The 22,709-nt window shown below is 75.3% G+C and carries 20 protein-coding genes; 9 read left to right on the top strand and 11 right to left on the bottom strand.

Going from position 1 to position 22,709, the window contains the following annotated elements; all coding sequences use genetic code 11:
* Positions 1-444: 444 nt before the first annotated feature.
* Together O4U47_RS28495 and O4U47_RS28490 are read right to left on the bottom strand one after the other, a co-directional pair.
* The gene (locus O4U47_RS28495) at positions 445-777 is read right to left on the bottom strand and encodes a DUF3040 domain-containing protein (protein WP_270681075.1); all 333 of its coding nucleotides are present in this window, start codon (positions 775-777) and stop codon (positions 445-447) included.
* Positions 778-1,019: 242 nt separating this feature from the next.
* Positions 1,020-2,636 (bottom strand): glycoside hydrolase family 10 protein, encoded by a 1,617-nt coding sequence (locus tag O4U47_RS28490; RefSeq protein WP_270681074.1) that lies wholly within the window; start codon positions 2,634-2,636, stop codon positions 1,020-1,022.
* A gap of 141 nt (positions 2,637-2,777) precedes the next feature.
* Here O4U47_RS28490 and O4U47_RS28485 point away from each other — a divergent pair, with 141 nt between their 5' ends.
* Complete coding sequence (locus O4U47_RS28485; RefSeq protein WP_270681073.1) at positions 2,778-4,049, top strand: isochorismate synthase; 1,272 nt, start codon at positions 2,778-2,780, stop codon at positions 4,047-4,049.
* 116 nt (positions 4,050-4,165) lie between these two features.
* Here O4U47_RS28485 and O4U47_RS28480 read toward each other — a convergent pair whose 3' ends face one another.
* Positions 4,166-4,948 carry a cupin domain-containing protein gene (locus tag O4U47_RS28480; protein WP_270681072.1) on the bottom strand — a complete coding sequence of 261 codons (783 nt, stop codon included), beginning with the start codon at positions 4,946-4,948 and terminating at the stop codon, positions 4,166-4,168.
* 316 nt (positions 4,949-5,264) lie between these two features.
* Here O4U47_RS28480 and lpdA point away from each other — a divergent pair, with 316 nt between their 5' ends.
* Entirely contained in the window at positions 5,265-6,665 is a 1,401-nt protein-coding gene (gene lpdA, locus O4U47_RS28475) for a dihydrolipoyl dehydrogenase (protein ID WP_270681071.1), read from the top strand.
* Between the two features lie 553 nt (positions 6,666-7,218).
* Here the strand turns inward: lpdA and O4U47_RS28470 are convergent.
* Positions 7,219-7,815, bottom strand: coding sequence for a TetR family transcriptional regulator (locus O4U47_RS28470; RefSeq protein ID WP_270681070.1), 597 nt, complete (start codon positions 7,813-7,815; stop codon positions 7,219-7,221).
* Positions 7,816-7,904: 89 nt separating this feature from the next.
* On the opposite strand from O4U47_RS28470, the gene O4U47_RS28465 reads away from it, so the two are divergent.
* On the top strand, positions 7,905-8,837 hold the full coding sequence (locus O4U47_RS28465) for a zinc-binding dehydrogenase (RefSeq protein ID WP_270681069.1): 933 nt from the start codon (positions 7,905-7,907) through the stop codon (positions 8,835-8,837).
* A gap of 124 nt (positions 8,838-8,961) precedes the next feature.
* Here the strand turns inward: O4U47_RS28465 and menD are convergent, their stop codons facing one another.
* From menD to menB, 3 genes are all read right to left on the bottom strand, one after another.
* Complete coding sequence (gene menD / locus O4U47_RS28460; protein WP_270681068.1) at positions 8,962-10,641, bottom strand: 2-succinyl-5-enolpyruvyl-6-hydroxy-3-cyclohexene-1-carboxylic-acid synthase; 1,680 nt, start codon at positions 10,639-10,641, stop codon at positions 8,962-8,964.
* A gap of 682 nt (positions 10,642-11,323) precedes the next feature.
* Positions 11,324-12,277, bottom strand: a complete 954-nt coding sequence (locus tag O4U47_RS28455; RefSeq protein ID WP_270681067.1) for an o-succinylbenzoate synthase — start codon at positions 12,275-12,277, stop codon at positions 11,324-11,326.
* A gap of 74 nt (positions 12,278-12,351) precedes the next feature.
* Entirely contained in the window at positions 12,352-13,191 is an 840-nt protein-coding gene (gene menB / locus O4U47_RS28450; protein ID WP_270681076.1) for a 1,4-dihydroxy-2-naphthoyl-CoA synthase, read from the bottom strand.
* Between the two features lie 146 nt (positions 13,192-13,337).
* On the opposite strand from menB, the gene O4U47_RS28445 reads away from it, so the two are divergent.
* The 4 genes from O4U47_RS28445 (at position 13,338) to O4U47_RS28430 (ending at position 17,541) form a co-directional block, all read left to right on the top strand.
* Entirely contained in the window at positions 13,338-14,534 is a 1,197-nt protein-coding gene (locus tag O4U47_RS28445) for an AMP-binding protein (protein WP_270681066.1), read from the top strand.
* 377 nt (positions 14,535-14,911) lie between these two features.
* Positions 14,912-16,234 (top strand): RNA polymerase sigma factor, encoded by a 1,323-nt coding sequence (locus O4U47_RS28440; RefSeq protein ID WP_270681065.1) that lies wholly within the window; start codon positions 14,912-14,914, stop codon positions 16,232-16,234.
* A gap of 175 nt (positions 16,235-16,409) precedes the next feature.
* A complete protein-coding gene (locus O4U47_RS28435) occupies positions 16,410-16,784 on the top strand; it encodes a hypothetical protein (RefSeq protein WP_270681064.1) in 375 nt (124 codons plus the stop codon).
* Positions 16,785-16,914: 130 nt separating this feature from the next.
* Positions 16,915-17,541, top strand: a complete 627-nt coding sequence (locus tag O4U47_RS28430) for a TetR/AcrR family transcriptional regulator (protein ID WP_270681063.1) — start codon at positions 16,915-16,917, stop codon at positions 17,539-17,541.
* A 71-nt stretch (positions 17,542-17,612) separates the two neighbouring features.
* On the opposite strand, the gene O4U47_RS28425 is transcribed toward O4U47_RS28430, so the two are convergent.
* Together O4U47_RS28425 and O4U47_RS28420 are read right to left on the bottom strand one after the other, a co-directional pair.
* Positions 17,613-18,002: a GntR family transcriptional regulator gene (locus tag O4U47_RS28425; protein ID WP_270681062.1), complete on the bottom strand. Its 390-nt coding sequence runs from the start codon at positions 18,000-18,002 to the stop codon at positions 17,613-17,615.
* A 138-nt stretch (positions 18,003-18,140) separates the two neighbouring features.
* A complete protein-coding gene (locus O4U47_RS28420; protein WP_270681061.1) occupies positions 18,141-18,536 on the bottom strand; it encodes a hypothetical protein in 396 nt (131 codons plus the stop codon).
* 122 nt (positions 18,537-18,658) lie between these two features.
* Between O4U47_RS28420 and O4U47_RS28415 the strand changes: the two genes are divergently transcribed.
* Complete coding sequence (locus O4U47_RS28415) at positions 18,659-19,360, top strand: TetR/AcrR family transcriptional regulator (protein ID WP_270681060.1); 702 nt, start codon at positions 18,659-18,661, stop codon at positions 19,358-19,360.
* Between the two features lie 28 nt (positions 19,361-19,388).
* Here O4U47_RS28415 and O4U47_RS28410 read toward each other — a convergent pair whose 3' ends face one another.
* Both O4U47_RS28410 and O4U47_RS28405 read right to left on the bottom strand, forming a co-directional pair.
* Complete coding sequence (locus O4U47_RS28410) at positions 19,389-20,069, bottom strand: response regulator (RefSeq protein WP_270681059.1); 681 nt, start codon at positions 20,067-20,069, stop codon at positions 19,389-19,391.
* Positions 20,066-21,415 carry a sensor histidine kinase gene (locus O4U47_RS28405; RefSeq protein WP_270681058.1) on the bottom strand — a complete coding sequence of 450 codons (1,350 nt, stop codon included), beginning with the start codon at positions 21,413-21,415 and terminating at the stop codon, positions 20,066-20,068. The genes O4U47_RS28410 and O4U47_RS28405 overlap by 4 nt, the downstream gene beginning before the upstream one ends.
* Positions 21,416-21,546: 131 nt before the next feature.
* On the opposite strand from O4U47_RS28405, the gene O4U47_RS28400 reads away from it, so the two are divergent.
* Positions 21,547-22,449, top strand: a complete 903-nt coding sequence (locus O4U47_RS28400) for a hypothetical protein (RefSeq protein ID WP_270681057.1) — start codon at positions 21,547-21,549, stop codon at positions 22,447-22,449.
* Positions 22,450-22,709 lie beyond the last annotated feature (260 nt).

Here is a 22,709-nt window from a genome sequence, read left to right as displayed (position 1 = left end):
CCTGGTGGCCGGTATCCGGGTCTGAATACCGGCCACCAGGCGCAACTCGGGCGAACGGTCCCACATGCCGAGACGCGCAGGGGTCAGGGGCCCAGGGCTCGGGCCACGCAGAGACCCGGCGGCCGACCGGGGCGCCCTGCCCCGCTCCACCCGTATCGTCGCCGCCCTCCCCCGACACCCCGGCGGCCCGCTGTCCGGCCGGGGCCAGGGAGCGGGGAACCTGCCCAGCCGCCGACCACCTGGACCGCGAGGTACCCGCCGGACGGCAAGCAGGCCCGGGGAACCGCCCCGCTCACGCCGTCGCCGCCGACCACACCGACCACGCACACGCCCGGCGGCCGACAACGCTGCAGGTAGACGCGCCGACCTGTCCTCGCCGGCCTCACCGGCCTCACCGGCCTCACCGGCCTCACCGGCATCGCCGGTTCCGCCGAAGGCGCCGGCTCAGACGCTCGGGCGGTCCAGTGCGGTCACCGTGGTGTCCTCGCCCTCGCCCGTCCGGTCGACCTGTTCCTGGTCCGGGGCCAGTCCCTCGGACGGGGCCTCGGCCGGGGGCGCCACGAGGATCAGTGCCAGCATCGCCAGCAGCACCAACGAACCGACGACGGCGCAGACCAGCCACGCCCGCCACCGGACGTCCCCGTCGGCGGGCCCGTCCGCGAGCCCGGGATCGCACTCGCCGAACGACTGAAGGCGCCCCGCCAGGACCGGATCGTCCTCGGTGAGGCGGTGCTCGATCGCGGCCAGGATCCGCTCTTCGTACTCGCGCAGAGCCATGGCGCCACCTTTCGCATCGGCACAGTGGGCGCCGGGCCGCATACGGCGGCCCCACCCCCGATACCCGCCTTTCTATCCGGGCTCAGGGGCGCTGTCATCCGGTTCCGGGAATTCGCTTCCACGCCCGCCCCGGAGCCGTCCGGCCCCTTGATGGCTCCGATGGCCCCGGGGCTCGCGCAGGCCCCGCCGACACCGGGCGCGCCGAGGGGAGGAGGATCCCTTGGCCACTGCTGCGGAGGGCCTCAGTCGGCCCGGGGGCCGACCTCCGCCCCCTCCCCCGGCGCGCCTTCGGTGCGGTAGCGGTCCAGGGCGGTGACGAAGTACCGGGGCCGCCCGGCGTCCCCGTCCCCGCCCGCTCCGGCCCCGGTATCGGTGAACGACGGCTCGTCCTGCGCACCGGCCACTCCGGCCAGGTGCTCCCGGCCACCCAGCGCGCACGGGTCGTCGGCCTCCTCCTCGGGCACCCGGTAGACGGCGTAGGAGCGCGCCCCCTCGACCGCGTCCCACGACACCCGCACGTCGCCGTCCTCACCGCGCACCGCCCGCAGCCCCTCCACCGGGTCGGGGCGCCCCTCCCCGCCCTGGGCCTTCGGCGGCAGGGCCGGAAGGGCGTAGTGCCCCTCCTGCAGCCGCTCCATCGCCCCTTCTGCGCCGCCCCGCATGTCCTGCATGGAGAAGAACACGTCGCCGCCCACCTCGGGCAGCTCACCGCTGTAGTCGAGCTGCCGGGCGAGGGCGCCGTCGCCCTCCCAGGCCTTCTCGCCGTCCTCGCCGACCCGGTAGGCGGCCTGCCCGATGTACAGGTCGACGCCGGTGCCGCGCACCTCCTCGGCCCACCACGGCGCCAGCACCTCGTAGTCGGCGGTGGAGAACCCGCGCTCCCAGTACAGCTGCGGCACGATGTAGTCGACGGAGCCCTCCCGGATCCAGGCGCGGGTGTCGGCGTACTGGGCCGAATACGACTCCAGGCCCCCCGTGTCCGAGCCGTCGGCGTCGCTGTCGGCGTTGCGCCAGATCCCGAACGGGCTCACCCCGAAGCGCACCCACGGCTTCGACTCGCCGATGGCCGCGTGCACGTCGGCGATGAGCGCGTCGACGTTGGACCGCCGCCAGGCGTCGCGGTCCTCGGCGCCGCCGCCGTGCTCCTCCCAGCTCGCGTCGTCGTCGAACTCCTCACCGTCGGCCGGGTAGGGGTAGAAGTAGTCGTCGAAGTGCACCCCGTCCACGTCGTAGCGGCCGACGACGTCCATGACCACCCCGGTGACCCACTCGCGCACCTCGGGCAGCCCGGGGTCGAGCCACCCCTGGTCGTCGTACTCCACCAGCCAGTCCGGGTGCTCCACGGCCGGGTGGTCGTCGGCCAGCCCTTCCAGGTCGGGGTCGTCCCAGCCGACCCGGTAGGGGTTGAACCAGGCGTGCAGCTCCAGCCCGCGGGCGTGCGCCTCCTCCACGGCGAACTGCAGCGGGTCGTAGCCGGGGTCGCCGCCCTGGTCACCGGTGAGGTACCGGGCCCACGGCTCCTTGTCGGAGGCGTAGACGGCGTCGGCGGTGGGCCGCACGTGGAAGAAGACCGCGTTGAGGCCCAGGTCCCGGGCGTCGTCGAGCTGCGCGCGCAGCTCGTCCTTCTGCTCCCCGGCGTCCAGGCCCGGCTCGGACGGCCAGTCGATGTTGCGGACGGTGGTGAGCCACACTCCGCGCATCTGCCGCTTGGGCACGTCGGCGGTGTCCTCGCACTCGGCGGGGATGGGGCGGGCGTCCGCCGCGCCCGGGTCGGACCCGGCGTCCTCCGGCGCACCCGTGCAGGCCGCCAGGACCGGCAGCACCGCGGCCGTCGCCGCCCAGCTCAGCAGCCTCCGCATGTCCCCCGTGTCCGCCTTTCCCGCGCATGTCCCGCGCCGCCGCCGATTCCCGGGACAGCCTAGCGGCGCCCGCGCGGGGCCCGCGCACGGTTCCGCGCGCTTGGGCACGCCGCCCCCGCCGACTCCCTAGACTCGAATGTCGTGAGTGTCGCCTTTGCATCCTCGTCCCGCCTGGCCGTTCGCACCGTCGAGCTGCGCGACCGGCGCCCGCTGCTGTCCCACCTGCCCGCCGCCGCGCCCCTGTGCTGGCTCCGCGGCGGTGACGGCCTGGTCGCCTGGGGCGAGGCCGCCCGTGCGGAGCTGCCCGCGGAGGGGGACCCCCGAGGGGGGCGGCGCTTCTCCGAGGCCGCGCGCCTGCTGCGGGACCTGTTCGCCGACGCCGAGGTGGACGACGCGGTCGGCCTGCCGGGCACCGGTCCGGTGGCGTTCGCCTCCTTCACCTTCGACGCGCGCTCGAACGGGTCGGTGCTGGTGGTGCCCAGCGTGGTGGCCGGCCGCCGCGACGGGCACACCTGGCTCACCACGATCGGCGGCCGCGGTCCGGGGTCCCACCCGGAGGCGCTCACCGCCCCGGGGGCGCCGCTGCGCCCGGTGGGGCCGCTCACGTGGGGGCCGGGCTCGCTGTCGGCCGAGGAGTGGTGCGGGGCGGTCGGCGCGGCGGTCGACCGGATCCGGGGCGGGGGCCTGGACAAGGCGGTGCTGGCGCGGGACGCGTTCGCCGACGCCGAGCGCGCCGTCGACCCCCGCACTCTGCTGGGGCGGCTCGCGGCCGCCCACCCCGAGTGCTACACCTTCGCCGTCGACGGGCTGGTGGGCGCCACCCCGGAGCTGCTGCTGCGCCGCGAGGGCGACCGGGTGGAGTCGCTGGTGCTGGCGGGGACCCGCCGCCGGGGCGCCACCCGGGAGGAGGACGCCGCGCTGGCCGAGGACCTGCTCGCCTCGGACAAGGACGGCGAGGAGCACCGGTACGCCGTCGAGTCGCTGCGCGCCGCGCTGGGCCCGCTGGCGACGGAGGTGGCGGCGTCGCCGGAGCCCGAGCTGCTGCGCCTGGCCAACGTGCAGCACCTGGCGTCCCCCGCCTCGGCCGAGCTGCGCCCGGGGGTGTCGACGCTGGACGCGGTGGCGGCGCTGCACCCGACGGCGGCGGTCGGGGGCACCCCCACGGCGGAGGCGGTGGAGCTCATCCGCGAGCTGGAGGGGATGGACCGGGGGCGCTACGCGGGCCCGGTCGGCTGGATCGACGCCCAGGGGCGCGGCGAGTGGGCGATCGCCCTGCGGTGCGCGCAGGTGTCGGGCTCGCGGGCGCGCCTGTTCGCCGGGTGCGGAATCGTGGCCGGGTCGGACCCGCAGGCGGAGCTGGCCGAAGCCGACTCCAAGTTCCGCGTGATGGCCGAGGCCCTGACCGACCGCTGAGGTTCCGGTCCAGGCGTCCCCCGGGGCGGCGGGATCCCCATCCGACCGGTTCGGTGCCGTCGGCACGGCCGACGGAAGCCGCGCTGCCCCTGCCGGCGCCACCGGGGAACGGCGGGTCAGTCCGGCAGGGCCTCGAAGTCCTCGAACTCGAAGCCCGGCGCCACGATGCAGCTCACCAGCGCCTCCTCACCGACCAGCGGGCGGGCCGCCTGCCAGGTGCCCGCCGGGACGAGGATCTGCAGGTTCTCCCCCGCCTCCACGTACGGCCCCAGGACCAGCGGCCGCTCCTCCTCCGGTTCCTCCCCGGTGCCGCCCAGCACCAGGCGCAGCGGGCCGCCCCGGTTGAACACCCACAGCTCGTCGGAGCGGACCCGGTGCCACCGCGACTCCTCGCCCGGGCAGAGCAGGAAGTGGATGGCGGTGGCCGCGTGGCGCGGGCCGGGGTACCCCTCGGGCCGGGAGCTGACCGGCGAGCGCCACGTCTGCCGGTACCACCCGCCCTCCGGGTGCGGCAGCAGGTCCAACGCCTCGGCGGTGGGGCTGCGCCGCACCACGCCGGTGTAGCGGCCCCACGGGTCGCGGCGCAGGTAGCGCACCCCGACCACGGCGGCGCGCGGGATGGGGCCGAACACGTGCGGGAAGTGCACGTCCGGGTCGGCCCCGGGCGGCGGCGCCGGGGAGGGCGCCTCCCAGCGCACCTCGGCGTCGACCATCCCGCTGTCCACGACCAGGGCCACCATCGGCTCCTCGGCCTCCCGGTAGAACGCGTTGGCCACCGCCAGGAGGGTGCCCTCGTCCGGGGAGGCGTGCACGAACCCCTCGGTCCGCAGGGAGTCGGCGTCGATGTCGCCGCCCGCCTCCCACCGCGAGTGCTCGGTCATGTGGAGGATGTAGGCCATGGGGCGACGCTACCAAGGCTCCGACCGCTCACCCCGCCGGACACCACCGGCTCGGGCCCATGGCGCGGACGGCGACGCCCTGTGGCACCCTTCGGCGCGGACGGCGCCCCTCCTCAAGGGCGGGAGTGACCGGCGACACCCCGCGACTCCCGCCCTTCACCCGGGGCAGGGCGGAGCACTAGCCTTCGATGAGCGGCACTGGTGGGATCTTTGAGCCGGTCCCCCGGCGGCCGCGCACAGCCACACGGCGCGGGACCCCCGCGCACGCGCCCGCTCCGGCGGGCGGAGGGAATACGCATAGGCAGGGAGCCGACCTATGGCACAGCATTTCGACGTCGTCGTCCTGGGCGCGGGCCCCGGCGGCTATGTGGCGGCCATCCGCGCCGCCCAGCTCGGCCTGAAGACGGCGGTCGTAGAGGAGAAGTACTGGGGCGGCGTCTGCCTCAACGTCGGCTGCATCCCCTCCAAGGCCCTGCTGCGCAACGCGGAGCTCGCCTACACGCTCTCCCGCGAGGCGGACACCTTCGGCATCGAGTTCGGGGGGAAGGTCTCCTTCGACTACGGCAAGGCCTACCGCCGCAGCCGCGACGTGGCCGACGGCCGCGTCAAGGGCGTGCACTTCCTGATGAAGAAGAACAAGATCACCGAGCTCAACGGGCGCGGCACCTTCACCGGCCCCACGAGCATGGAGGTCGCCGGGCCCGACGGCACCGAGCAGGTCGCCTTCGACAACGCGATCATCGCGGCCGGGGCGTCGCCGCGGCTGCTGCCCGGCACGTCCCTGTCGGACCGGGTGGTCACCTACGAGGAGCAGATCCTCGCCGACGAGGTGCCCGCCAGCATCATCATCGCCGGGGCCGGGGCGATCGGCCTGGAGTTCGCCTACGTGCTGCGCAACTACGGGGCCGAGGTGACCCTGGTGGAGTTCCTCGACCGCATCGCGCCCACCGAGGACGAGGAGGTCTCCGCCGAGCTGGCCCGCCACTTCAAGCGCCTGGGGGTGGAGGTGCTCACCTCCACCCGCGTGGACACGGTGGAGGAGTCCGGCGGCAAGGTCCGCGCCTCGGTGACCGGCCCCGACGGGGCCCAGAAGACCCTGGAGGCCGACAAGCTCCTGCAGGCCGTCGGGTTCGCCCCGAACACCGGCGGCTACGGGCTGGAGGCCGCCGGGGTCGAGCTGACCGACCGGGGCGCCGTCGCGGTGGACGCGCGCGGGCGCACCAACGTGCCGGGCGTGTACGCGATCGGCGACGTCACCGCGAAACTGATGCTGGCGCACACCGCCGAGGCGATGGGCGTCATCGCCGCCGAGACCATCGCCGGCGCGGAGACCCAGGAGATCGACTTCCGGATGATCCCCCGGGCCACGTACTGCCAGCCGCAGGTCGCCTCGTTCGGCTACACCGAGGCCCAGGCCCGGGAGGCCGGGTTCGACGTGCAGGTCGCCAAGTTCCCGATCATGGCCAACGGCAAGGCGCACGGCCTGGGCGACACCCGCGGGTTCGTGAAGGTCCTGGCCGACGGGAGGTACGGCGAGCTGCTGGGCGCGCACATGGTCGGCCCGGAGGTGACCGAGCTGCTGCCGGAGCTGACCCTGGCCCAGCAGTGGGACCTGACCGTGCACGAGGTCTCCCGCAACGTGCACGCCCACCCCTCGCTGAGCGAGGCGGTGAAGGAGGCCGTGCACGGCCTGGCCGGGCACATGATCAACCTCTGACACCGCCTCCGAGGGGCTCCCCGTTCCAGCGGAGTGAGCCCCGGCAGGGGCGGACGGACACGACGCGGCCGCCGGGGGAACGTTCCGTCCCCGGCGGCCGTCGCGTGGCGTCGGACGCTCAGAAGCAGAGCAGGTACCCGATGGGCACCGGCCCGCCGACGGGTCGGTCCGGACGGGGCCCACTTCGGCGCGGACGGGGTCAGACGGCGGCGGGCGTCCCGCACACGTGGCCGTTGGCGATCCGCTCGAAGCCGGTGACCCGCAGCTCTTCACGCGACCCCTATGAGCGCGGGGACGAAGGCTGGGCCGGGCCCGCCTCCCGGGCGCACACCCGACCGGTCCCGCCGTCGCGACCATCGAACGGGGCCGCGGCGCGGCGCCTCACATTAGGCGGTGACCGCCCCGCCCCGTCCCGGGCACCGGGCACCGGGCCAGGCCGACGCGCGGCCGACGTGCACCGCGGACGCAAAGGCTCCGCCGAGCGGCACCCGCAGGGTGGGGACCGGTCCCGGATCGCGGGCGCCCCGCACGCGCGCCGCGATGCTGAGCCGCCCTACGCCTCCAGGTGCAGTCCGGCCTCCATGGCGGCGAAGGCGCGGCGGACGTGGTCCGGCAGCTCGCCGGGGGCGCACGTGGGAAGCCAGTCGTCCACCGCGCTCCTCCACGTCGCCACGCAGAACTCGATCAGCAGCCGCAGCTCCAGGTCGTCCGGCCGCCCCAGCAGCCGCCGGGTCTCCGCCTGCACCTCGGCGCAGTGCAGCAGCGAATGCCCCTCCAGCGCCGGCGAGTCGGCGGTCAGCCGGACGGTGGTCGCGAACCTCGGGTGCCAGTCCCCGTCCATCCGCGCGAGCGCGGTCAGCAGGGCATCGCGGAAGACGTCGCGCAGCGGGCCGGTTCCCGGCTCCTCGGCGAGGACCTCCAGGAAGACGCTCCACAGCTCCTTCACCGCGGTGAGGGCCACGTCCTCCTTGGAGCGGTAGTAGCGGAAGAACGTCCGCCGCGACACCTCCACGGCGTCGAGCAGGTCGTCGAGCGGGGTGGCGTCGAATCCGCGCTCGCCGAACAGCGCCGCGGCGGTCTCCGCCAGGGCCTGGCGGGTGCGGACCTTCTTGCGCTCGCGCAGCGAGGCGGGCGGGGCGGGGTGCGTCATCGGGGCCAGTGTAGCGCGGCAGCCGCGCCGTGGCGTATGCTCCTCTGACGCAAATGCCACTGAGTGGCACTTTCTTCGAAGGAGCCGATATGCGCGCACTCGTCATCGACCACGCCGCCCCGACACACCTGGCCATGGCCGAGGTCCCCGACCCGGTCCCCGGGCCGGACGAGGCCCTGGTGCGGGTCGAGGCCGTCTCCCTCAACTACGGGGAGGTCGCCGACGCCGCCCGGGACGGCGCGCCGGACGGGGCGGTCATCGGCTGGGACGCCGCCGGGGTGGTCGTCCGCCCGGCCGCCGACGGGTCGGGGCCTCCCGAGGGCGCCCGCGTCACCACCCTCGGCCATACGGGGTGGGCCGAGCTGCGGGCGGTCCCGGCGTCCTTGACGGGGACCGTGCCCGACGGCGCCGACCCGGGGGCCGCCGCCACCCTCCCGGTCGCGGGGCTCACCGCCCTGCAGGTGCTGCGGCGCCTGGGGCAGGTCGTCGGCCGCCGGATCATGGTCACCGGCGCGACCGGCGGCGTCGGACGGTTCGCCGTCCAGCTCGCCGCGCGCGCCGGGGCCCAGGTGGTGGCCATCAGCCGGGACCCCGCCTCCGAGGCGGCGCTGCGCGCGCTGGGCGCGGACGAGGTCCGCACCGCCGCCGCGGACGTGCGCGGGCCGGTCGCGGGCGTGGTCGACAACGTCGGCGGGCCCACGCTCGTGGACGCCTTCGCCGCCCTGGAGGCCGGAGGCACGCTGGTCAACGTCGGCCGCACCGCGGAGGCGGCCAGTGTGCTGCCCACCGACGCGCTCAACGCCTACGGCGGCCGCCACGACCGGTCGATCCGCACGTTCTACCTGCTGGGCGAGCCCGTCCCCGACTTCTCCGGCGACCTGTCCTGGCTGGCCGCCGAGGTCGCCTCCGGCCGCCTGGACCCGGGCATCGTCCGCCGGGCCCCGTGGACCCGCCACGAGGAGGCGGCCCGGACGCTGCTCGACGGCCGCCTGCGCGGCAAGGCCGTCCTCGACGTGGAATGACGGTCGGGAGGAGGACGACGGGTTCGCGCGCACGGCCGGGGTGGGGCGTCCGGTAGAGGAACACCTCCCCGGCCATGAAGACGCCTGCCCGGGCGGTCCGCGACGCCGATCCGCCCGGGGCCCTTCACTCCCCCAACTCCCCCAGAGCCCGGTCGACCGCCTGTTGGATGCGCGCGCGCAGGGCCGCCGAGTCGGAACGGCCGGTGCGCACCTCGATGATCCGCAGCCCTTCCCCGAGCAGAGCCTTGGGCAGGTCGCTCGCCCACTCCAGGCGCGTGTACCCCACGTCGGCCATGGCCGCCACCCGCTCCATCGACACCCCGTGCGGCGTGCCGAAGACCCGCTCGAAATCCGGGTGGCCCGCCTGTTCCAGGCCCGAGAAGATGCCGCCGCCGTCGTTGTTCACCACCATGACCGCCAGGTCCGGTCTCGGCTCGTCCGGGCCGATCACCAGGCCGTTCTGGTCGTGCAGCACCGCCAGGTCCCCCAGCAGGGCGTAGGCGGGCCCGCCGCCGTCGGCCTGGTGCGCCAGCGCCGCGCCCACGGCCGTGGAGACCGTGCCGTCGATGCCGCTCACCCCGCGGTTGCCGATGATGCGGACGCCGCAGCGCGCGTCCATCGCCCCGTCCAGGTCCCGGATGGGCATGCTCGACCCGGCGAACAGCAGCGCCCCGTTGGGCAGCTGCGCCGCCAGGTCCCGGGCGAGCCGGGGCTCGCTGAGCGCCTCCTCGGCGTCGAGCACCCGGTCGACGGCGGCCCGCGCCGCCGCGTCGGCCCTCCGCCAGGACGCCGCCCACGCGGTGTCCGGATCGGCCCCCTCGGGCGCGGCGACGGCCGGGACGACCTGGCAGGCGGTGCGCACCGGGTCGGCGAAGTGGCGTGGGTCCCCCACCGCGATGTGCTGCCGGGCGGTGCGCAGATAGGACATGAGCTGCCGGGACAGCCCCGGGCGCCCCACGCTGACCACCAGGTCGGGGACGTGGTCACGGGCGAACCCCGGGTTCGCCAGCAGCTCCCGGTAGGCCGAGGCGGCCTCGGCGCGGCGCACGTTGGAGGTGGGCTCGGCCAGCAGCGGCCACCCGGTGCGCGCCGACAGGGCCAGGTAGGGGACCGGGTCGTAGTCGCCGTCGCCGCACACGATCACGCCGCGCTCGACCGCGGGGGCGCGCACCGGTTCGGGCTCGTGCGGCACGGCCGGACCCGTGAACCACGGGGCGCCGTCCCCGCGCCCGTCGAGCGGCTCGGGCCAGGCCGGGGCGCCGGGTCCGTCGTCGGGCACCAGGGGGTCGCGGAAGGCGAGGTTGAGGTGGACGGGCCCGGGGTGGTCGGGGCCGGTGGCCGCCCAGGCGCGGCAGGCCAGCGACCGCCAGTAGGCGACCATGCCCGGAACCGGCTCGGGCACCCCGGCCTCGGCGAAGAACCGCACCGCGGGCCCGTAGAGGCGGATCTGGTCGACCGTCTGGTTGGCGCCGGTCCCGCGCAGCTCCGGGGGCCGGTCCGCGGTGAGCACGAGCAGCGGCACCCCGGCGTGGTCGGCCTCCATCACCGCGGGGTGGAAATTGGCCGCCGCCGTGCCCGAGGTGCACACCAGCGCGACCGCGCGGCGCGAGGCGCGCGCCAGGCCCAGCGCGCAGAAGGCCGCCGACCGCTCGTCGATGCGCACGTGCACCCGCACCCGGGGGTGGGCGACCAGGGCCAGCGCCAGGGGGGTCGAGCGCGACCCCGGGGCGACGACCGCCTCGGCCAGCCCGCAGCGGGCGAGCTCATCGACGAGGACCCGCGCCATCGCGGTCGAAGGATTCATGCAGCACAGCTCTCACATAGTCGTCTTCAGGCCAGTATCGGCGGAGCACCCGCCGAACCCCCCACCGGGTGCAACGGATCGCCGCGCCCGCTCGGTCCCGCATCGGGTGCGAGACTCCCCACGTCCCGGCGCCCCTGCCCGGGGCGCGGGCCGTCGCCCCGCAAGCAACAAGGGTCGCACCACCGGGCCGCGCATGCGCAGCGCGCCCACCGCGTTCCCGGGCCGTTTCCGGCCGCTGTCCAGGACCGCCCCGGGGTTCGGTCCTCGGCGCGTCGGGCGGTACGAGCGCGCGCACCGGCGCGGCGGCACCCGGAAGCCGCATGTCGAAGGGTTGGCGCGGCCGACGGCCCTCACACCGGCAGGGCGGCCTCCGCACGCACCGGCCACGTCCGCTCCGGCGACGTGTCCTGAATTCCCCTCCCCCGGAGCGTGCGCGAGGCGACGGCCGACCGCTGGGCGGAGAGCGCCGGGGAAGCACGCCCCGGCACCCGACGCCCCTCCCGGACCGGCCTGCGCGCACGGCCCGTGGCCTCCACCCCGCTGCGGCACTCGTCGCTCCCCCTTGCTCCGATGCGCCGACGCACAAGAAGTGCGGGCGTGTCCACGGCTGTTCCCTCCCGCAGGGACGCCACACCCCCGAACCGCTCCGGACCGCGCCCGGGACCCGTCCCGGGGGTTCCGGTCACCCCGCCGCCGCGCGCGCGGCGGCCATGCGGTCCCTCCACCCCTCGGGGGCGGTCTCCACGGCCTCCAGCAGGCCCGGGTCGACCTCCGGCCTGCGCACCGGGAGCTCCCCGTCGACCGGCAGCATCGGGTCGGCGCATACGTCCGCGGTCAGGAGCTGCACCGTGGCCAGCCCGCACGCGTAGGGCAGCTCCGGCAGCGCCGCCGCCAGGGCGACACCGGCGGCGATGCCCACCGACGTCTCCACGGCGCTGGAGACCACGGCCGGCAGCCCGCACGCCTCGGCCACCCGCAGCGCGGGGCGCACCCCGCCCAGCGGCTGCACCTTGAGCACGACGATGTCGGCGGCCCCGGCGGCGCGCACCCGCATCGGGTCCTCGGCCTTGCGGATCGACTCGTCGGCCGCGACCGGGACGTCCGTGCGCCGACGCACCTGCGCCAGCTCCTCCAGCGTCGGACACGGCTGCTCGGCGTACTCCAGGTCGAACCGGTCCAGCGCGCGCAGCATCCGCACCGCCGTGTCGGCGTCCCAGCCGCCGTTGGCGTCCACCCGCACCCGCCCCGAGGGGCCCAGCGCCCCGCGGACCGCCTCCACGCGCTCCAGGTCCTCGGACGGGTCCTGCCCGCGCTCGGCCACCTTCACCTTGGCGGTGCGGCACCCGCCCGCGGCGACGATGCGCTCGGCCTCCTCCGGCCCCACGGCCGGGACCGTCACGTTCACCGGGACGCTCCGGCGCACCGGCTCGGGCCAGCCCTCGTCGGCCGCCTCACGGCAGGCGGCCCACCACCGCGCGCACTCGGTGGGCCCGTACTCGGCGAACGGGGAGAACTCCCCCCACCCGCGCGGCCCGCGCACCAGCAGGCCCTCTCGGCTCCGCACGCCGCGGAAGCGCGTCCTCATCGGGATCGAGAACGCCCGCCCCGCCGCATCCCGCCCGGCCGTCCCGGCCATCGCGGCACCCCTCCCGTCGACCCGGCACCGTGCGCGTGGGCCCCGGCCTCGTGCGGCCGGGGCCGCGGCCCGGCTCAGGGACGGCGCGGGAAGCGCTCGAACTCCGGACGCCGCTTCTCCTTGAAGGCGTCCCGGCCCTCCTGGGCCTCCTCGCTCATGTAGTAGAGCATGGTGGCGTCCCCGGCGAACTGCTGCATGCCCGCCGCGCCGTCGCTCACCGCGTTGATCGCGCCCTTGAGCATGCGCAGCGCCAGCGGGGACTTCTCCAGCATCTCCCGGGCCCAGACGACGGTCTCCTCCTCGAGGCGCTCCAGCGGCACCACGGTGTTGACCAGGCCCATGTCCTGGGCCTCCTGGGCGCCGTACTGGCGGCACAGGTACCAGATCTCGCGGGCCTTCTTCAGGCCGACGGTCTCGGCCAGCAGCCAGGCGCCGTACCCGCCGTCGAACGAGCCGACCTTGGGCCCGGTCTGCCCGAACCGCGCGTTGTCGGCGGCGATGGTCAGGTCGCAGCACACGTGCAGGACGTGGCCGCCGCCGATGGCGTACCCGGCGACCATGGCGACCACCGGCTTGGGCAGGCGGCGGATCTGCACCTGCAGGTCGAGCACGTTCAGCCGGCCGATGCCCTGCTGCGCGACGGCGTCGTCGCCCATGTACCCGTCCTCGCCGCGGATCTTCTGGTCCCCGCCGGAGCAGAAGGCCTTGTCGCCGGCGCCGGTGAGGATGATGACGCCCACCTCGGAGTCGTCGCGGGCGACGTTGAAGGCGTCCTGCAGCTCGAACAGGGTCTGCGGGCGGAAGGCGTTGTGCACTTCGGGCCGGTTGATCGTGATCTTGGCGATTCCCTCGGCGGTCTCATAGATGATGTCGGAGTACTCGCCCGACCGCTGCCACTTCACGCCACTCACGATCCCGTCATCTCCTCAAGCCAGACGTCGGCCATTGCGCCGTACCGCGCCCCCGGGCCCCGCCCGGTACCGGCCGGTACGTCGGACGAGCTTAGTAGCCCCCGAGGGCGCGGCCGCACGCCCGCCACGGTGGGCTACCCTCGGGGGACGTGCCGGAACGACCATTGCACGCGCTCCTGGGCCCCGAGCCCGCGCGCCTGAGCGAACACCTGGCCGCCGCGCTCGACGGGAGCGGACCGGCCCTGCTGCCGATCGACCCCTCCCTGCCCGAGCCGCGGGTCCGGTCCCTGCTGGAGGCGATGCGCCCGGCCGCCCTGCACACCCCCGAGGGGGTGCGCGCCCTCGACGGCGCCGAGCCGGTCCCCGACGGCACCGCCCTGGTCATCGCCACCTCCGGGTCGACCGGCACGCCCAAGGGCACGGTACTGTCCGCCGGGGCCCTGCTCCACTCGGCGCGCGCCTCCACCGACCGCATCGGCGCCCGGCCCGGCGACCGCTGGCTGTGCACCCTGCCCACCGCCCACATCTCGGGCCTGCAGGTGGTGCTGCGCGCCCTGCACGGGGGCACCGAGCCGCTGCACGTTCCCTTCGACACCGGCGCCGTGATGGCCGCGGCCGCCGAGCACCGCCCGCACGTGTCCCTGGTCCCCACCCAGCTGCGCCGCCTGCTCGCCGCCGGGGCCGACCTGTCCCTGTTCGGCACCGTGCTGCTGGGCGGCGCCGCCGCCGAGGGGCCGCTGCTGGAGGCCGCCCGGGAGGCCGGGGCACGCGTGGTGACCACCTACGGCATGAGCGAGACCTGCGGCGGGTGCGTCTACGACGGCCGCCCGCTGGACGGCGTGCGGGTGCGCACCGACGGCGAGGGCCGCATCCTGCTGTCCGGACCGGTGCTGTTCTCCGGGTACCGGGGGGCCGCCGCCCCGGCCGACGGCGGCCTGGTCCGCGACGGCGAGGGGCGGTCCTGGCTGCGCACCGGCGACCTGGGCGCGCTGGACGGCGACGGCGTGCTGCGGGTTCGCGGCCGCGCCGACGGCGTCATCAACACCGGCGGACACAAGGTCGTCGCCGGGGAGGTCGCCGACGTGCTGGCCGCCCTGGAAAGCGTCGCCGAGGCCGCCGTGGTCGGCCGCCCCGACGCCGAGTGGGGCGAGCGCGTCACCGCCGTCGTCGTGCCCGCCGACCCGGCCGCGCCGCCCGCCCTGGAGGAGCTGCGCGCCGCCGTCCGGTCCCGCCTGGCCCCCTACGCCGCGCCCCGGGAGCTCGACCTGCGCACCCGAATGCCGCTCCTGGCCTCGGGGAAGCCCGATCTGGCCGCACTGCGGACGCCGCGGTCCGGCCGCGATTGACGCGCCCGCGCGCGGGCAGCATGATCATGAGCGGCCGGACGGATCCGGCGATTCGGGGGAACTCATCACGCCCCGCGGGCGTCTACACGGCAGACCGCTCTTTTCGGCGCCCCAGGGCGGCCGTCGGTGCGAAGATCCGGATCCGTCCCCGGGGGGAGGGGTACCCGCCGTATCCAGGGGCCGTCCGCGTCCGGGGCGCCCGGCCGCCGTCGGACCCGCCGTCCGCACTACCGGGCCGTGACCTGAACCACGACCGGCGAGATCCAATCGAGACCGGGAACATTTGACTCTCTGACACGTTAGACATATTGGCGCGCCAAGACGGCGGATCCAGGCCGCCGCGTGCCACAGGTCTTGGAAGGGAGGGAGGTGCCTTCATGACGCGCACTGCCCTAGCCACTTCTCCCACGGTGGCGGACACCGCGGACGGCAACGCGGCCGCGTCCGCGGCTCTGGACGAGCTGATCACCCGAGGGCGCTCCCAGGGACACCTGTCCCTGTCGGAGCTGCGGGCCGCCTTCACCGAGGCCGGGATCAGCCCGGCCGACGGCCGCTCCATCCTCCGGGAGCTCACCGACTCCGGTGTACGGCTCGCCAACGGGGGCGGGGACGGCGGCACGGTGGAGGCCGTCGACGGCGCGGTCGAGGCCGTCGACGCCGACACCGAGGACGAGGCGCTCGAGGACGCCCTCGACTCCGCCGAGGCCACGGCGCGCGGAAAGGGCACCGAGGCGGCCGCCGAGGCCGAAGTCGACCTCGACGACCAGTCCCCCGCCATGGGCGACTCGGTGCACACCTACCTCAAGGCCATCGGGCGGCGCCAACTGCTGACGGCCGAGCAGGAAGTGGACCTCTCCAAGCGCATCGAGGCGGGCCTGTACGCAGAGTACCGCCTGGGGACGCTGCCCGAGGCGCCCGAGCCGGCCGAGATGTCCGCGGCCGAGCGCGAGGAGCTGGAGTGGGTGGCCGAGGACGGCCGCCACGCCAAGCAGCACATGCTGGAGGCCAACCTGCGGCTGGTGGTCTCGGTCGCCAAGAAGTACAGCGACCGCGGCATGTCCCTGCTGGACGTGGTCCAGGAGGGCAACCTCGGGCTGATCCGCGCGGTGGAGAAGTTCGACTACGCCAAGGGCTACAAGTTCTCCACCTACGCCATGTGGTGGATCCGGCAGGCGATACAGCGCGGTTTCGCCGACTCGGCGCGCACCATCCGGCTGCCCGTGCACGTGCTGGAGCTGCTGAGCAAGGTCAGCCGTCTGGAGCGGGACATGCACCAGACGCTGGGCCGCGAGCCCACCCCCGAGGAGCTGGCCCACGAGCTGGACAAGACGCCCGCCCAGATCGAGGAGCTGCTGCGGGTCACCCGCCAGCCGATCAGCCTGGACTCCACCATCGGCGAGGACGGGGAGACGCGGATCGGCGACCTCATCGAGGACATCGACGCCTCGGAGGCCTCCGAGGTGGTCGACCGCCAGCTCATGGCCGACCAGCTGCGCCGCGCGCTGGACGACCTGGAGCCGCGTGAGGCCACCATCATGTCGCTGCGGTTCGGCCTGATGGACGGCCGCCCGCGCACCCTCGACGAGATCGGCAAGCACCTGGGACTGACCCGGGAGCGGATCCGCCAGCTGGAGAAGCAGTCGCTGTCCAAGCTGCGGCACCCCAGCCGCGCCCAGCAGCTGCTGGACTTCGCGAGCTGACCCGGTCCGCAGACTCCCGGAACCGCATACAAGGCCCCGCGCCCGCCCTGTGGCGGGCGCGGGGCCTTTCCGGACCCCTTGCCGACCCGTCCCGCTCAGGGAAGACCCTGATTCCCCCCTGGTACCGCGCCCGACCCCTCCCCCTCAGGCGGGCGCCCGGGGGACAATCGGGGGCATGACAGCGCAGAACTCCGGAGGCCCCCCGCCCCGCGCCGCCCGGGACGAGGTCGCGGCCGCCCTGCAGACCAGCCGGGAGCTCGGCCCCGAGTACGACGAGGCCGTGGCCGCCTCGCTCGCCGAGAAGCTCGACACGGCCATCGAGGCGCGCGTACGCGAGCACGTGGCCGCCGCACAGCTCACCTCCAGGCGGCTCACCCCGCAGGAGCAGTGGAAGAGCCCGCGGCTGATCATGGGGATCATCACCATGGGGGCCGCGATCCCGCTGACCGCCATCAGCGCCGGGATGATGGGCAGCGACGGCGTGGCACTGGCATGGATCGGGCTGATCATCCTGTACTTCGTCTCCGTGATCGGCCTGGGCCGCCGCTGAGCGCACCGGGCCGCGCCCGGTCCGCCCCGCCACAGGGCCTTCCGGCGCATCACCGGGCCGCCGTTGGCGATATCGTGGGCCCATACGACGGCCCAGGGGGCGACGGCGCCCCCAGCACCCCGGGGAGACCGTGAGCGCCCAGCCCGCCGAACAGAACGTCAGCGCCCGCGAACGCAACGAGCGCCGGCGCCGTGAACGGATCCTCCGCGCCGCGGCCGCCCTCGCCGCCCGCGGCGGCTTGGAGAACGTGCACATGCGCGACGTGGCCGACCGCGCCGACGTCGCGCTGGCCACGCTCTACCGCTACTACCCCTCGAAGACCCACCTGATGGTCGCGGTCCTGGCCGGTGAGATCGCCTCCCTGGACGCGTCCATCCGGCGGCGCCCCCTGGTGGGCGAGGGGCCCGGCGAGCGCGCGGCGGCGGTGCTGGTCCGCACGGCCCGGTGGATCATGCGCGAGCCCGACCTCGCGGACGCGATGCTGCGCGCCGCCAACTCCGCCGACTCCTCCGTGGTGGACTGGCGGTCGGCCGTGCAGGACCGCCTCACCTCGGTCGTCCTCTACAGCGCCTACGGCCCGGACGCGGCCGAGGAGCCCGGCGAGCGGTCCCGCCTGCTCGCGCGGGCGCTGCACGAGGTGTGGACGCAGGAGCTGGTCCTGCTGCTGCACGGCTCCACGACCCTGGACGAGCTGGAGGCGACCATCAACGAGGTGGCACCCCGCCTCCTCGACGACCGCCCGGACAGTCGGCGTTGATCTCGGGGAAAAAGCCCCTGAAACCGCGCCGGTAGCGTCGTTTTCCCCGAGATCAACGCCGGGAGCCGCCCTCAGTCGGAGGGCTCGGCCTGCCGCAGCGCCGCGGCCACGATGTCGAGGGCCTCCTCCCGTTCCAGGCCCAGGCGGGAGACGGCCTCGGCGTACACGCGCGCGGCCGCCACCGCCTCCTCCCGTTGGGCGTCGCCCCCGGCCGCCACGAAGGTGCCCGAGCGGCCGCGGGTCTCCAGCACCCCCGCCTGCTCCAGCTCCCGGTAGGCGCGCGCCACGGTGTTCACGGCCACCGACAGCCCGCCCGCCAGGGCGCGCACCGTGGGCAGCTTGTGCCCGACGGGGATCTCCCCCTCGGCCGCGGCGTTCGCGATCGCGGCGCGGATCTGCTCGTAGGGAGGGACCCGCGAATCCGGGTCGATGTCGATGAAGTCCGGGACTTCGGTCGCCACTGCCAGTCCTGCCGTCCTCGGTCCGGTCCGCCCCGCGCTCGCGGGGGCCCTTGCGCGGCCGCCGCGGGCCGCCGGGGGCGCCCGGCCTCCGGTCCGCCCCCTCCCCCGATCCTGCCATCAGGGAGGGGGCGGCGCACCTCAGACCCCGGCGGGGCGGCGCGGAACCCGCTCGACGCCCTGCAGGCGGTGCTCCTCCCGGGCGGTGAGCAGGCGCTCGGCGCGCTCGGTGGCCACGCGCACCTCGGGGCGGGCCAGGCGCTTGCGGCGGTGGATGCGGTCGGAATAGCCGCGCTCGCCCACCAGCACCCGCTCCTGGGCGTAGGCGGCGCGCACGGCGTCGGTCAGGGCCGTGTCCAGCGCCTTGCCCAGCCGGTTGAGCTCCTCCACGCCGAGACCCCGCCCATGGGCGGCGACGAGCGCGGACTCGGCCCCGGCGACCGCCTCCATCAGCTCCGGCAGCCGGGCCGCGTGCTCGCGGTCCTCGCTCAGGCGGCGCCGGTCGTCCTCGTCGCCCCTGCGGCCGAACAGACCCATGCTCACTCCCCATCGTGCTCGTGATCGCACTCGTGCCGATCGCCCCACACTCTAGTGTGCCGGGGATCACGGCGGCGAGGCGGATGCGTTCCCGTGGCGCCGCTTTACCGGGTAGATCTAAAGTGGCGCCCGTGAGCCGAAACAACGCCGGTCTGAGCACCGACCGCATCATCGTCGAAGCGCTGCGCATCATCGACGGGCAGGGGCTGCGGCGGCTGACCATGCGCCGCCTCGGGGACGCCATGGAGGTGGAGGCCATGGCGGTCTACCACCACTTCCCGCTCGGCAAGGAGCAGCTCTTCGAGGCCATCGCCGAGTACGTGACCGATGTGCACCGCGCTCGCGCCGAGGCGGCGGAGGCCGAGGCGGAGGAGGAGGCCGCGTCCGACGCAGGGCAGGACGGCGCCGAGCCGGACGGGACGGAGGCGGACCCCGACGGGCGCCCCTGGGACGAGCGGCTGCGCTCCTGGGCCCACGACTACCGGGCGGCGCTGCTGAAGCACTCCGGAGCGCTGCCGCTGCTGATCAACCGCCGCCCCGACACCGAGGCCGCGGTGCGCTCACTGGAACTGCAGTACGCCGCCTTCAGCGAGGCGGGCCTGGAGGGCCGCGACGTGGTGAACGCCGCGGCGGCCCTGGATTCGTACGTGACGGGCGCGGTGGTCCACGAGGTGCGCGCGGGCGGCCTGGAGAGCCCGCGCCCGGTGTCCCTGGACGGCCGGTTCCCGACCGTCACACGCCTGCGGGAGACGCCGCTCGACCACGAACAGGCCTTCACCGAGGGTTTGGAGCGGCTGCTGAAGGCGCTCGTCCCCGGCGGATAGCGCCGTCCCGAGCGCCTCCCTCCCGGCTTCACCGGCCGCCGAGGGACTCCTGGGCGACGATGGCCGCCTGCACCCTGCTCCTCAGGTCGAGTTTGGTCAGGATCCGGCTGACGTGCGTCTTGGCGGTGGTCTCGGTGATCCCCAGCCTCCGGGCGATCTGGCGGTTCGACAGGCCTTCGCCCACGCACCGCAGCACCTCGGCCTCGCGGACGGTCAGCTGCTCCAGGGCCTGAGGGGCCACCTGCGGCCGGTCCGGGCGGTCCGGCCGATCGGGGTGGTCCGCGCGCCCGCCGCCCGGCCCCGCGAACTCGGCGATGAGCCTCCGCGTCACCGCCGGGGCGATCATCCCCTCGCCCCGGGCCACCACCCGCACCGCCTCGACCAGGTCGTCGGCCTCGATGTTCTTCAGCAGGAACCCGGCCGCACCGGCACGGAGCGCGCCGAACACGTACTCGTCCAGGTCGAACGTGGTCAGCACCAGCACGTCGGCCCCGGTGCCCGCCAGCTCGCGGGTGGCGGCGATGCCGTCCTTGCGGGGCATGCGCACGTCCATCAGCACCACGTCGGGGCGGGTGCGCCGCACCGCCGCCACCGCCTCCTCCCCGTCCGCGGCCTCGGCCACCACCGCGATGCCGGGCGCCCCGTCCAGGATCATCACCAGCCCGGACCGGACCGCCCACTGGTCCTCCGCCACCACGACCCGGATCACCGCCCGGCCTCCGCCGCGCCGTCCGGCGCGGCACCGGACTCCGCCGGGCCGCGGCCGGAGGCGACGGGGGCCTCCGCGGGCGCGCACGGCAGCTCGGCCCGGACCCGCCACACGCGGCCGTCCCCGCTCGGCCCCGCGGAGAAGTCCCCGCCCAGCAGCACCGCGCGCTCGCGCATGCCCGCCAGGCCCATCCCCGCCCCCAGGGGGTCCGGCTCGGCGGCGCCCCCGTCCGGCAGCGGGTTCTCCGCCGTGACCACCAGCGTCCCCGCCTCCCCCGGCGGCGGGTAGGCCAGCCCGATCTCCACCCGGCGCGGCTCCGCGTAGCGCTGGGCGTTGGTCAGCGACTCCTGCAGGATCCTGTACGCCGCCGCGTCCACCTGCGGCGGCAGCGGGCGCGGCTCCCCGTGCTCGCGGACCTCGACCCGCACCCCCGCCTCGCGGGCGGTGCGCACCAGCAGGTCCGCCTCGACGACGCGCGGAGTCACCCGCTCCTCGGCGGGACGCTCCCCCGCCCTGAGAACCCCGATCATCCTGCGCATCTCCTCCAGTCCTTGCACACTGTTGTCCCGGACCACTTCGAGCACGCGGCGCGTCAGCTCCGGGTCGGGGGTCTTGCGCGAGAGCGCCGCCGTGGACTGCACCGCCACCGCGCTCATATGGTTGGCGATCACGTCGTGCAGCTCCCGCGCCACCCGGGTGCGCTCCTCGGCCACCGCACGGGCGCGGTCGAGCTCGGCCATGCGGATCCGCTCCTCGGCCCGCTCGCGCTCCAGGTCGGCCCGGCCCCGGTGCTCGCGCACGCTCCACCCGGTGACCACCGGCAGGGCGAACACCATCACGTACAACCCGATCAGCTGCAGGTAGGCCAGGGCCCCGTCGATGTACCCGGCCGAGTACGCCCACACGCCCGCCGCCATGACGGCCACACCCCCGACGACGGCCCCGGTCAGCGCGGCCAGCGCGCTGCGCCTGCCGCCCCACACGCTCGCCGCGTACAGCAGGTCGCCATAGGCCACGTACACGCCGCTCGACGGCCCGAACACGGTGTCGACCACGAGCACCGCGGTCCCGGCGGCGAGGGCGGTCCCGGGGGCGGTACGGCGCAGCAGCATCAGGGCGCACAGCGCCGTCACGGTGACCAGCAGCACGGCCGGTCCGACGCCGTCGCGGTAGAAGTAGGCGCCCAGCACCCAGAGCAGCACGCCCAACGACAGGTGCACCGCGGCCCACAGGGCGCTGCCCGCGTAGACCCACCCGCCCAAGAACGCGCGGTTCCGGTGGACGGCGCCGAAGAGCGCGCCCCTGCCCGCCAGGGCGCTGCGAGGTCCTCTGATCACGGCCACCATCCCAGCATGAACGGCGGCCCACCGCGTACACCGAAGGTCGTACGCCCATCTGGTCCCCGAGCCGATGCGCCCGTCCGGCGCCCCGGCGAGGATCGTTCCCGCACATCGGACGACTCTGAAGGCTCACCGCGATGATCGTGGCATTCATCCTCGCCTGCGAGGCGCTGTTCTGGGTCCTGCTGCTCGCCGGACTCGCCGCCCGCTACCTGCTGCGCAGCCGCAGGCTCAGCACCGTGCTGCTACTCCTCGTGCCCGTGCTGGACGTGGTCCTGCTGGCGGCGATCTCCCTGCACCTGGCCTCGGGCGCCGACGCCGAGGCGGGGCACGGCCTGGGGGCGCTCTACCTGGGATTCACCGTGGCCTGGGGGCACCCGCTGATCCGCTGGGCCGACGCGCGGTTCGCCCACCGGTTCGCCGGTGGGCCCCCGCCGCCCAAGCCCCCGAAGGCGGGGCTCGCGGGGGTGCGCCACGAGGCGGTCGCCTGGCTGCGCACCACGGCCGGGTGCGCGATCGGCGCGGCCGTTCTCGGCGGGCTGATCTGGCTGGCCGGCGACCCGGAGCGCACGCAGGTGCTCAGCGGCTACTTCGCCACGCTCGGCATCGTGATGTTCTGGAACACGGTCATCGGCGTGTGGGGCGCGGTCGCGGCGCTCACCGCGAAGGACCGCGGCGACGGGTCGGACGGGGAGAGCTCCGGTGGCGGAGCGCCGTCCCCGCACGCCGCCGTGTCCGCTCCCGCACCGGGAGGCGCGCCCGCGCAGGGCGCCCCGCCGTCTCCCGTGCGGGCTCCAGCAACTCCCCAGGGCGCTTCTAAGGCCGTTCCCAAGGCCGCAGCGCGGGGCACGTCCTCTTCTTCGTGGGACCTGTGGCTCGGCGCCGTTCTGTGTGTCATCGGAGGCCTGCCCTTGGGCTACCACTACATCGGCGCGCTCATCGAGGGCGTCGCGCCCGGCTCCTCTCCGCCGCACTCCCTCATCCAGCTCGCCGCGGGGGTCGGCCTGGTCTCCTGGCACCTCCTCAGGCGCTTCCGGTAGGACGGGCCGGGGCCGCCCCTGTGACCAGCCCTCCCGTATCCGCATTGGCGTGCCCTATGGACGGCCCCGCCGGTTCCGGCCCCGGACACCGCGACGGCCCCGGCCGGCCCGGTGCCGGGCGCGCGTCCGCACGCCCTCCGGACCCGCCGGGGCCGTTCGCCTCCGCCGATCCGGCCTCCACCGGTCCCCGACGGGCAGGCGGCCTCTAGGGCGTGTTTTTTAGATCATGTGCGGTCGGGGCGAGCGCGTAGGCGGATGAG

The sequence above is a fragment of the Nocardiopsis suaedae genome, from assembly GCF_027706745.1.
GTDB lineage: Bacteria > Actinomycetota > Actinomycetes > Streptosporangiales > Streptosporangiaceae > Nocardiopsis_A > Nocardiopsis_A suaedae.
The sequence above is the reverse complement of the archived record's forward strand: the minus strand, read 5'-3'. Positions and strand labels throughout refer to the sequence as shown.

Coding starts and splice junctions, on each gene's coding strand:
- O4U47_RS28405 (WP_270681058.1), bottom strand. CDS start 21,415: ATGGTGGCCGTGATCAGAGGACCTCGCAGCGCCCTGGCGGGCAGGGGC.
- O4U47_RS28420 (WP_270681061.1), bottom strand. CDS start 18,536: ATGGGTCTGTTCGGCCGCAGGGGCGACGAGGACGACCGGCGCCGCCTG.
- lpdA (WP_270681071.1), top strand. CDS start 5,265: ATGGCACAGCATTTCGACGTCGTCGTCCTGGGCGCGGGCCCCGGCGGC.
- O4U47_RS28455 (WP_270681067.1), bottom strand. CDS start 12,277: ATGGCCGGGACGGCCGGGCGGGATGCGGCGGGGCGGGCGTTCTCGATC.
- O4U47_RS28495 (WP_270681075.1), bottom strand. CDS start 777: ATGGCTCTGCGCGAGTACGAAGAGCGGATCCTGGCCGCGATCGAGCAC.
- menD (WP_270681068.1), bottom strand. CDS start 10,641: ATGAATCCTTCGACCGCGATGGCGCGGGTCCTCGTCGATGAGCTCGCC.
- O4U47_RS28465 (WP_270681069.1), top strand. CDS start 7,905: ATGCGCGCACTCGTCATCGACCACGCCGCCCCGACACACCTGGCCATG.
- O4U47_RS28400 (WP_270681057.1), top strand. CDS start 21,547: ATGATCGTGGCATTCATCCTCGCCTGCGAGGCGCTGTTCTGGGTCCTG.
- O4U47_RS28435 (WP_270681064.1), top strand. CDS start 16,410: ATGACAGCGCAGAACTCCGGAGGCCCCCCGCCCCGCGCCGCCCGGGAC.
- O4U47_RS28490 (WP_270681074.1), bottom strand. CDS start 2,636: ATGCGGAGGCTGCTGAGCTGGGCGGCGACGGCCGCGGTGCTGCCGGTC.
- O4U47_RS28440 (WP_270681065.1), top strand. CDS start 14,912: ATGACGCGCACTGCCCTAGCCACTTCTCCCACGGTGGCGGACACCGCG.
- O4U47_RS28470 (WP_270681070.1), bottom strand. CDS start 7,815: ATGACGCACCCCGCCCCGCCCGCCTCGCTGCGCGAGCGCAAGAAGGTC.
- O4U47_RS28480 (WP_270681072.1), bottom strand. CDS start 4,948: ATGGCCTACATCCTCCACATGACCGAGCACTCGCGGTGGGAGGCGGGC.